The organism is Pseudomonas sp. WP18, assembly GCF_036689585.1.
Taxonomy (GTDB): Bacteria; Pseudomonadota; Gammaproteobacteria; order Pseudomonadales; family Pseudomonadaceae; genus Aquipseudomonas; species Aquipseudomonas chlororaphis_E.
Genome location: NZ_CP144758.1, coordinates 6,121,318 through 6,131,312, shown reverse-complemented (window position 1 = coordinate 6,131,312; position 9,995 = coordinate 6,121,318). Strand labels below are relative to the sequence as shown.

General features: G+C 63.8%; 9 protein-coding genes. 2 read left to right on the top strand and 7 right to left on the bottom strand.

The genetic code is table 11. The features are described 5' to 3' along the window. Positions 1-72 precede the first annotated feature (72 nt). A complete protein-coding gene (gene tagQ, locus V5F23_RS27470) occupies positions 73-1,011 on the top strand; it encodes a type VI secretion system-associated lipoprotein TagQ (protein WP_042731539.1) in 939 nt (312 codons plus the stop codon). A gap of 558 nt (positions 1,012-1,569) precedes the next feature. Here tagQ and V5F23_RS27465 read toward each other — a convergent pair. Continuing rightward, the gene (locus tag V5F23_RS27465; protein WP_042731540.1) at positions 1,570-1,947 is read right to left on the bottom strand and encodes a DUF6124 family protein; all 378 of its coding nucleotides are present in this window, start codon (positions 1,945-1,947) and stop codon (positions 1,570-1,572) included. 501 nt (positions 1,948-2,448) lie between these two features. Here V5F23_RS27465 and V5F23_RS27460 point away from each other — a divergent pair. Further along, a complete protein-coding gene (locus V5F23_RS27460) occupies positions 2,449-2,826 on the top strand; it encodes a hypothetical protein (protein WP_042731541.1) in 378 nt (125 codons plus the stop codon). A 184-nt stretch (positions 2,827-3,010) separates the two neighbouring features. On the opposite strand, the gene V5F23_RS27455 is transcribed toward V5F23_RS27460, so the two are convergent. From V5F23_RS27455 to exbB, 6 genes are all read right to left on the bottom strand, one after another. Further along, positions 3,011-4,408 (bottom strand): aminoacyl-tRNA deacylase and HDOD domain-containing protein, encoded by a 1,398-nt coding sequence (locus V5F23_RS27455; protein WP_042732564.1) that lies wholly within the window; start codon positions 4,406-4,408, stop codon positions 3,011-3,013. Positions 4,409-4,486: 78 nt separating this feature from the next. Next, on the bottom strand, positions 4,487-6,562 hold the full coding sequence (gene recG, locus V5F23_RS27450) for an ATP-dependent DNA helicase RecG (RefSeq protein WP_042732565.1): 2,076 nt from the start codon (positions 6,560-6,562) through the stop codon (positions 4,487-4,489). An 8-nt stretch (positions 6,563-6,570) separates the two neighbouring features. Further along, positions 6,571-7,491, bottom strand: a complete 921-nt coding sequence (locus V5F23_RS27445) for a hydrogen peroxide-inducible genes activator (protein WP_042732563.1) — start codon at positions 7,489-7,491, stop codon at positions 6,571-6,573. 267 nt (positions 7,492-7,758) lie between these two features. Further along, positions 7,759-8,517, bottom strand: coding sequence for a TonB family protein (locus V5F23_RS27440; protein ID WP_042731272.1), 759 nt, complete (start codon positions 8,515-8,517; stop codon positions 7,759-7,761). Then, positions 8,514-8,942: a TonB system transport protein ExbD gene (gene exbD / locus V5F23_RS27435; protein WP_042731271.1), complete on the bottom strand. Its 429-nt coding sequence runs from the start codon at positions 8,940-8,942 to the stop codon at positions 8,514-8,516. Before exbD ends, V5F23_RS27440 begins: the two co-directional genes overlap by 4 nt. 6 nt (positions 8,943-8,948) lie before the next feature. Continuing rightward, on the bottom strand, positions 8,949-9,944 hold the full coding sequence (exbB, locus tag V5F23_RS27430) for a tonB-system energizer ExbB (RefSeq protein WP_042731270.1): 996 nt from the start codon (positions 9,942-9,944) through the stop codon (positions 8,949-8,951). Positions 9,945-9,995 lie beyond the last annotated feature (51 nt).

Genomic DNA, 9,995 nt, shown 5'->3' with positions numbered 1-9,995 from the left:
GCGAGCTTGGAAGGGACTCAGGCGGCGATGGGGCCGCGCTGAGCTGGTCAAAACTTAAACGAGAACACAACTATGCTTTTCTCCCGTAAACCTTTTGCTTCGGTTTCCAAGCGTCACTTGCTGCTGGTCGCTGTAGGCTTCAGCACTGTATTGACCGGTTGCGCGACTTCGCCGACGTCCAAGGTCGCGTCGAGCACCAAGGTCGAGTACTACCCGAACTGCTACGAGCCGGTGCAGCACCTGCGTTCCACCGAGGGTGACATGACCAAGTCCGTGGTCACCGGTGCGGCCGTCGGTGCCGTGGGCGGTGCGCTGTTGGGCGCCCTGACCGCCGACAAGGAAGACCGTGGCCGCAATGCTGCCATCGGTGCCGCGGGCGGTGCCCTGGCCGGTGGCGCCGCCGGTTACTACACCGAGCGCCAGAAGCAGATCGCCGATGACAACCAGCGCATCGCCTCCTACGCCGCTGACGTCAACAAGAGCGCTTCGGACATCGACCGCAGCACCGCGTACGCCAAGGCTTCGCAACAGTGCTACCAGAGCGCGTTCACCAAGCTGGTGGCCGACCGTAAGGCCAAGACCGTCAACGACGCCGAAGGCCGCAAGCGCCTGGCGGAAATCGTCGCCGGCCTGAAAGAGTCCAACGACCTGATCGTCGCGGTCAACGGCAAGGCGGCTGAAGACCTGAACAACTACACCCAGGCTTACGAGAAAGACCTGCAGCAGGTAGGCGTGCAGCGTACCGACGTTGTCACCGTGGCCACCGCCGACACCACGCCAGTCGTGGCACCGACCAAAACCAAGACCAAGGCCAAGGTTCAGCCGGCGAAGAAGAAAGAGCTGCCAGCGGTTCCGAAGGAAGCCGTTGCCACCGAGAAGACCCTGCAGGATGCCAAGGCCAAGCAGGCTGAAAGCAAGCAGGTTGCCAGCGCGGGTACCAGCCAGGTCAACAGCATGTGCAAGAACCCGGACCTGGGCGACTGGGCACCGGTGCCTTGCCCGAATGTTTGATTGAGTGGTTGCTGGTGATCACGTCTTTTGCGGCGTGATCACCGCATGAAAAGTCTGTGGGAGCGGGCTTGCCCGCGAAGGCTGCTTTATGGTCTGGATTTTGTTTTTGGGTACAGATCCATTGCTGCGGTAACGGCCACTTAGGGTTCCGCTCTTACAGCGGGTCACTTTTGGCAAACGCCCCAAAAGTAACCAAAAGGTCTCGCCCCACCACTTGGCACCTCGCCTAAGGCGAGGTGTTCCCTCACTCCGGCATTGCTCCGTGGGGCCCGCCGCGAAGGGCCATCCATGGCCCAGCGCGGCTACCTCGGCATCCATGCCGAGGTGCCCACTGCGCAACACCTGCGTTCGGCCATCGTGGTTAACGGGGCCTCAAGATCAAAAGCCAAAGCCAAAGCCAAAGCCAAAGCCAAAGCGAGGCGGTTTACGGCCGACTTGTCTCTCTCGGGTGTACGCCGATCCATTGTGGGAGCGGGCTTGCCCGCGAAGGCGGCCTTATAGCCGACCTACCTCTCCCGGTTGTACTTCATCCACTTGTGGGAGCGGCCCGGCTTGCAATTACCCCTTGCCTGCCAGCGCCGATGCCTCCTGCGCTTCCAGACGATCCAGCGCCCGCTCAACCAGCAACTGAACCCCATCCGCCATGCGGCTGATCGCCAGGGCGACGCTGCGGCGTGAGTCTTCTACGTCATCGGCCAGGTCGGCGGCGAGGGTGCTGATAGAGAGCAGGTCTTCGGAGGCGTTGGCCAGCAGGGTTTCGGTGTCGATGTGAGGGGCGACGATGAAAAGCTGGTTCTTGTCGGCTTCAGGCGGGGAGGGTTTGGGATTGAGGTAGTAGTCGAGGGCGCGGGTGGCGGCGTCTTCGTCCTTTTTGGTTTCGAGGGCTTCGGCGCGGGACTTTGCCGAGTTCGGCGGATTGGGAGAATGCTTGACCATATCTATGTACCAGAGTTGGGGCTGCCGACCATTCGCTTGCATTCGAAGAGGTGGCAACTGTGCGTAGGTGTGCAAGACCGGTCCGGTACCGCCGGCAGACCCGAAGGTCTCCCACGCACAATCGCCATAACGGGACGCGAGCATAGAAAAATGCTCGGTCAATAGCCATAACCAATTGCGTACCAAACCGGACTTGCACGTCCGTGTCACCGTTTTTTGCGATGACGGCCAAAGGTTAGCGGGCCTCCGAAAGGCTGCCTAGTTCATCGATAGCCCGGCGTCTTGCAGGAAATGTCCGAGAACCAGGACGGGGAAAGGACCGAAAATTCGCATTGTTCGGCAGCACCTACAGAAGCCTCTTACATGCGAGTATTTTCGTGACTTGGTAGTCATCATGCGGAAAAAAAGGCTGATCTCCTGCTAAAGCGATCCGATGATGGCGTTCCGCCAAAGAATCGCTAAACTGCGCCTGCATTCATCTTTCTTTACGAGGCGCTGTCGATGAAATTTCGTTTCCTGCTGTGGATGCTGGGCTTGCTGATGGGCAAGGCCAGCCGGACCAACCCGGCGTTTCAACAGCAGTTGGGCGATAAGGAGCTGGTGTTCCAGTTGCAAACCCTGGACGGCAAGGTGGCCCGGCATTTCACCGTGAAGAACCAGCGCATCACCAGCCAGTCTGGTACTTACCCGACGCCGGCGTTCGCCATCGCGTTCAAGGACGCGGCTTATGGTTTCGCGACGATGCAGGCCAAGAACAAGCAGCTGGCGTTCATGACGGGAATCCAGGACAAGTCGATCCAGATCAAGGGCAATCCGGCGCTGGTGATCTGGTTCCAGGGGTTGACCCGGTATCTGAAGCCGAAGAAACCGAAAGCCTAGCCACAGCCCCGTGGCGAGGGAGCTTGCTCCCGCTGGGTGGCGCAGCCGCCCCAAATGGGGCGCGTGATGCGCCAAAGGGTGCGCACCACGTTGATTGACGACTGCTGCGCAGCCGCGCGGGAGCAAGCTCCCTCGCCACAGAAGCTCATCGCCTGCGCTCGTCAGGTTGGCTCAGGCGCAGTGTTCAGCCATGAAACTGCGAAGCCAACTCCCGCAGTAACACCTCAGCCTCCAACACCTTGCTGACGACATCGTTGGCCTTTTCCCGCGTCAGCCCAACGCGCTCGAGCAGCGCATCGGGAATCTCTTCGTCCGGGCCGGAGCCGATGCCGCGTGCACGCAGCAGGCGCACCGCCAGGCACACCAGGTTCGGGTAGGCGGCGTACTCGCCGTCGTAGTGCGGGTCGTGCTGGAAACGCAGGGCAGTGGCCAGTTCGTCGGGCATGTCCCAGTAGCGCATCAGCCAGGCGCCGATCTGCTCGCGGCTGATCCCCAGCAGGTGCTGTTCCACGTAGCTGTGGCACAGGTGCGGGTTGACCTCCAGGTGCCGGCAAATCAATGAGAAGTGCGGCGGGAACACGTGGGCCAGCAGCAGGTACCCGAAGTTGTGCAACAGGCCGGACAGGTAGGTCAGCCCGCCTTCAGGGCGCTGGGCGCGTGGCATGGCGCGGGTCAGGCCTTCGATGACGGCCGCGGTGTAGATCGACTGTTGCCAGTACGGCGTGGTGTGTTGCGGATGGTCCTTGGGCAAGCTCAGGGTCTTGCCCAGCGCCAGGCCCAGGGCCAGGTTGATCACCAGGTCGAAGCCCAGTACCCGGACGATGGCGTCTTCCACCGAGCGAATCTTGCCTGGCGAGGCGTAGTACGGCGACGCGGCCCAGCTCACCACTTGTGCGGCCAGGGCCGGGTCGGTCTCGACGACGCCGGTGATGTCATCGATGGTGGCGTCAGGATCGACCCGCAGCTTGATGATTTTTTGCGCTGTTTCGGCCAGCGGCGGGATCTCGATGGTCTCTTCCAGCCGTTGCTGGATGCGCCGCGCGGTGAACGCTTGCACCGCCTGGGTGATTTCCGCGCGGTCGTCGTGCGGGCGGTCCAGGTTGGGGGTGATGTTGCTCGTGGCTTCGCCGAATGCCGCGGCGCTGGCCTTGGAGAGCATGGTCTTGAAGGCTTCGCTGGTGATTTCCAGCAGCAGCCCCGGCTCGCCTGAGTTGATCAGCAGCTTGGGCTCGCGCAGCAGGCTTTCTTCGTACAGGCAGGGCGAGCTGGTCAGCGCCGGCAGGCCGGGCAGCAGGCTCAGGCTGTGTTTGCCGAGCATTTTCTCCAGGCGCTCGGTGGGCACTGCGGTGAGCTTGCGGCCGGTCAGCTCGGCCAGGCGATTGAGGTCCAGCAACTGGTTTTGGGGGAACAGCACCATGAGCGCGCCAACGGCATCGTGCAACAGGACCGCTTGCACCTTGCGGGCCGGGTTGAGGCCGGGCCGTTCGAGGACTTCGTCATAGCCGATGCCCAATTTCTCGAGCAGCAGCCGAATAACAGACGGAGCGTGCGGGGATTCGGGGGCTAGGGCAGCTTCTGTCATGGTCTGTATCCGTTTTCCTACAAGTTGGTCAGTATAACCAGCTTGTCCGGCACGCGGGTCCGGAAACTGAGAGCGTGCTCACACTTGGCCGTATTGCTGCCCATGTCGCAGCCAACGGTCCAGCAGCGGGCTGACGTGAGCGGGCCAGCGTTCCAGCAACGCCTGGGCGGCGTCACGCACGGCGGGGAGCAGGTCGGCGTCGCGCATCAGGTCGGCTACCTTGAATTGAAGCAGACCGGTCTGGCGCGTGCCGAGCATTTCGCCAGGGCCGCGCAATTCGAGGTCTTTTTCGGCGATGACGAAGCCGTCGTTGGTTTCGCGCATGATGCCCAGCCGCTGGCGTCCGATCTGCGACAGCGGTGGGTGGTACAGCAGGACGCAATGGCTGGCGGCGCTGCCCCGGCCAACCCGACCGCGCAGCTGGTGCAACTGTGCGAGGCCCAGCCGCTCGGGGTTCTCGATGATCATCAAGCTGGCATTAGGCACGTCGACCCCAACCTCGATCACCGTGGTAGCCACCAGCAGTTGCAGGGCGCCGGCCTTGAATTCGGCCATGACGGCGGCTTTCTCGGCGGGTTTCATGCGGCCGTGGATCAGCCCGACCTTCAGTTCACCAAGGGCGGCGGTGAGGTCTTCGTAAGTGGTTTCGGCCGCCTGGCAGGTGAGCTCTTCCGATTCTTCGATCAGCGTGCACACCCAATAGGCCTGCCGACCCTCGGCGCAGGCACTGCGCACCCGTTCGATCACCTCGACCCGCCGGGTGTCGGTCACCAGTACGGTGTTGACCGGCGTGCGCCCGGGCGGTAGTTCGTCGAGGATCGAGGTGTCGAGGTCGGCGTAGGCGCTCATGGCCAGCGTCCGCGGGATCGGCGTGGCGGTCATGATCAGCTGGTGCGGGCACATCCGCCCGCCAACGCCTTTCTGCCGCAGGGCGAGGCGCTGTTGCACGCCGAAGCGGTGCTGTTCGTCGATGATCACCAGGGCCAGGTTCTTGAACTGCACTTCGTCCTGGAACAGCGCGTGGGTGCCGACCACCATGGGTGCGCCCTCGGCGATCTGCGCCAGGGCGGCGGCGCGGTTCTTGCCCTTGAGCTTGCCGGCCAGCCAGGCGACCTCGATGCCCAACGGTTCGAGCCAGCGCTGGAAGGTGATGAAATGCTGCTCGGCGAGGATCTCCGTGGGCGCCATCAACGCCACCTGGTAGCCCGCCTCCAGCGCCTGGAGCGCGGCGAGGGCGGCCACCACGGTCTTGCCGGCGCCGACATCGCCCTGGATCAGCCGCAGCATGGGTTCGGGCTGGCTGAGGTCGTAGGCAATTTCGTTGCCGACCCGTTGTTGCGCACCGGTAGGGCTGAAACCCAGGTTGCGCAGGTACTTGGGCGGTAGCTCGGTGGCCTTGGGCATGGCCGGTGCGCGCAAGGCACGCATGCTTTCGCGCAGGCGCTGCTGGGACAGTTGATGGGTCAGCAGTTCTTCGAAGGCCAGGCGATGCTGGGCCCAATGGTGCCCCAGGGCGAGTTCGTCGACATCGGCATCGGCCGGCGGGTTGTGCAGGTAGCGGATCGCGTCGGCCAGCGGCGCCAGTTGATAGTCACGCGCCAGCTCGGTGGGCAGCCAGTCGGGCAGGCTGGTGGGCCCCAGCAGGGTCAGGGTCTGCATGCACAATTGGCGCAGACGCTGCTGCGTCAGGCCTTCGGTGAGCGGATAGACCGGGGTCAGGGTTTCATCCACCGGCGGTGGTTCGTCGCCGGTGATGGCGCGGTATTCCGGGTGGTAGATCTCCAGCCCCGAAGCACCGGGGCGTGCTTCGCCGTAGCAACGAATCCGCGTGCCGCGCTTGAGGCCTTCCTTCTGGGCATTGCTGAAGTGGTAGAAGCGCAGGCTGAGCCCGCCAGTGCCGTCCTGCAAGCGCACCACCAGGCTGCGACGGCGGCCCATGACCACGTCGGCGCCGCTGACCGTGCCTTCGACCACGGCGTCCTGGCCCGGCCGCAAATGGCCGATGGGCACTACGCGGGTGCGGTCCTGGTAGCGCAGCGGCAGGTGAAACAGCACGTCCTGGAGGTTTTCCAGGCCGACCTTGGCCAGTTTCTCGGCCATCGCTTCACCGACACCCTTGAGTGCCGTGACCGGTACGTTCGACAGCTCAGTCATGGCACGGCTTACTTGGCCGCAGGCGGCTTGGCCACGGAACACAGGCGGATCGAGTCAGCGAGGATCTCGATGGCCTTGGGCCGCGGGAAACTGGCACGCCAGGCAATGGCAACGGTGCGGAACGGCACAGGCGCCGACAGCGGCCGGACTTCGATCACGCCCGGCGCATAGTGATGGCTGTCCACTGCCGACAGCGGCAGGATCGAGATGCCCAGGCCGGAAGCCACCATGTGCCGGATGGTTTCCAGGGAACTGGACTCCACCGTGGTGTGCTTGGCGCCTTCGCCGCCCTTGGTCAGCGTCGGACAGGCTTCGAGCACCTGGTCGCGGAAGCAGTGGCCTTCGCCGAGCAGCAGCAGGCTCTTGTCGTTGAGCAGGCCGGCGTCGATGGTTTTCTTTTGGGTCCAGGGGTGCTGGGCCGGCATCAGGACGTAGAACGGCTCGTCGTAGAGCGGCAGGGTCAGCACGTCGGCTTCGTTGAACGGCAGGGCGATGATGATCGCGTCCAGTTCGCCGTTGCGCAGTTTGTCGCGCAGCACGTGGGTGAAGTTCTCTTCGATGTACAACGGCATCTGCGGGGCGACCCGGTGCAGTTGTGGAATCAGGTGCGGGAACAGGTAGGGGCCGACGGTGTAGATCGCGCCGACTTTCAGCGGGGCGGTCAGCTGGTTCTTGCCGGCCTGGGCCAGTTCACGGATGCCTTGGGCCTGCTCCAGCACTTTCTGCGCCTGGGCAACGATGCCTTCACCCACCGGCGTCAGGCGCACGGCGCTTTTGCTGCGCTCGAAAATCAGCACGCCGAGCTCGTCTTCGAGCTTCTTCACGCCCACCGACAGCGTCGGCTGGCTGACATGGCAACGCTCGGCCGCATGGCCGAAGTGCTGCTCCTGGGCGAGGGTGACGATGTAGCGTAATTCTGTGAGGGTCATGGCGAGCGTCCGTGAAGTTGCGAGCCAAGCATACCGGCTGCAATCGATAGACGCACGTTATCAGACTGCGGGCGCGGTGGGACACTGGCTAATGTTGGTGTGTGGCGAGGGGATTCATCCCCGTTGGGGTGCGAAGCAGCCCCATGATGAGACGCTTGAGGCAGGCTGAAAGATCGTGCCCGCTGTATTTGGGGCCGCTTCGCGCCCCAACGGGGATGAATCCCCTCGCCACAAAGTCACAAGCCTCTGTTACAGAGGCTTGCAATATCAGCGCCGGCGCTTGTCGATGGAGTACACGAACGGCGCCGTCAGTTCGATGGTGCCGTTGGTCAGCAGCTCAGGCGGTGGCTTGGGCAGTGGCTGGGCGCGGCGGATCATTTCCAGGGTGGCCCTGTCCAGCGACTCCGTGCCGGCACTGCCCACCAGTTCGAAGGACAACACGTTGCCGTTGCCATCCACCACGAAGCGCAGGCGGTTGGTGCCTTCCTTGTTCATCTGCTGGGCCCGGGGCGGGTACTTCTTGTACTTGCCCAAGTGCGCCAGCAGCGTGCCTTGCCAACTGGCCTTGGCCGCCATTTGCGCCGGCGAAGGACCAGGGGCCGGTTGCGCCGATTTTTCGGTCGGCGCCTGGGTTGGCTGGGTGTCGCTCGGCTTCTGCTCCGACGGTTGTTCCTTCGGCGGTTCGGGTTTCTTCTCTTCCACCGGTTTCGGCTTGGGCGGTTGCGGCTTGGGCTTGGGCTTGACCGGCTTGGGCACGGCGATTTCCGCCTTCGGCGCTTCGGCAAGCTTGGGCAGTGGCAGTTCCTCTACCGGCTCTGGCGGTTTTGGCGGGGTGACGACTTTCGGCGGCGCCGGCGGGGGTGGCGCGGGCACCGGCGCCAGCTCGACCATCATCGCCTGGGGCGGCAGCTCGATGGGCGGGCGGGACGTCCAGTTCAGCGTCAGCGCAATGGCGAGCGCATGCACGCCCAGCACCACGGCCAGGCTACCGCTGTAACGCGTCAGCTTTTGGCGCGTCGTGATCATTTCTTCGGCGCCGTCTCGAGTCCGACCAAGCCGACCTTCAGGTAGCCGGCACCGCGCAGGGCGTCCATCACACTCATCAGGTCGCCGTAATCCACGCCTTTATCGGCCTGGAAGAAGATCGTCGTGTCCTTCTTGCCCTGGGTCTTGGCGTCGAGGGTCGCGCCGAGGTTCTCGGTCTTGACCTCGTCTTCGCCGAGAAACAGGCGCTGGTCGGCCTTGACGCTGAGGAACACCGGTTTTTCCGGGCGCGGCGATGGCTTGGCCGTAGAGGCCGGCAGGTCGACCTTGATGTCCACGGTGGCGAGCGGAGCGGCCACCATGAAGATGATCAGCAGGACCAGCATCACGTCGATGAACGGCGTGACGTTGATTTCGTGATTCTCGGCCAGATCGTCGTCTGCGCCTTCTTTCAAATGCAGGCCCATGGCCGATTACCCCACTTTCACCATGTGCGGTTGCGAACCACGCTCGGGTGGCAGGTGGTCGAGGTCGCGGCTGACCAGCAGCAGGACTTCGGCCGAGGCGTCGGAGACCTGGGCCTTGTAGCCGGCGATGGAGCGGGCGAAGACGTTGTAGATGACCACGGCCGGGATCGCCGCGACCAGGCCCAATGCGGTCGCCAGCAGGGCCTCGGCGATGCCGGGGGCCACGACGGCGAGATTGGTGGTCTGGGTCTTGGCGATGCCGATGAAGCTGTTCATGATGCCCCACACGGTGCCGAACAGGCCGACGAACGGTGCGGTGGAGCCGATGGTGGCGAGCACGCCGGTGCCACTGCTCATGTTACGACCGCAGGCGGCGACCAGGCGCTCCAGGCGGAAGCTCACGCGCTCCTTGATGCCTTCCTTCTCGCGGCTGTTGGCCGACAGGCGCATCTCTTCGAGCGCGTCATGGACCAGCAGGTTGGCCAGCGTCCCTTCCTTGGCGGCGGTGGCGCTGGCTTCCTTGAGGGTGGTGGCCTTTTTCAGCGCGGCGATCTCGCCCCGCAAGCGGCGCTTGGCGCCCAGCAGCTCGAAGCCTTTGGCGATCCAGATGGTCCAGGTGATGATCGAGGCGATGGCCAGGCCGATCATCACGATCTTGACGATGATGTCGGCGTTCTTGTACATGCCCCAGGGCGAAAGGTCATGGGCCATGCCCAGTGAGTTGTCGGCCTTTTGTTCTTCTTCCATCTGCTTGGCGGCTTCACCGAGCCCAGCCAGAGCCTTTTGCACTTCAGGCGGCAAGGATGAAGTGTCGACGCTGCCGTCGGGGTTTCTCGGCACGTCTGCCTGGGTATTGGCCGCGGGCTCATTGACGGTCGCAGGGGCGGCCTGATCGGCGAAGGCGGCGGCAGGTGCCAGCAGCAGGCCGAGCAGCAGGGCTGCCATGGCGCGCCAGGCGCGAGGTCGGTTGGTTGGCGAAGCGGATAATAGGGCGTGTTTCATGCTGGCCGGACCTGAGAGGAAAAAAAATGGATGTTCTTCCAGGCCTCGTGG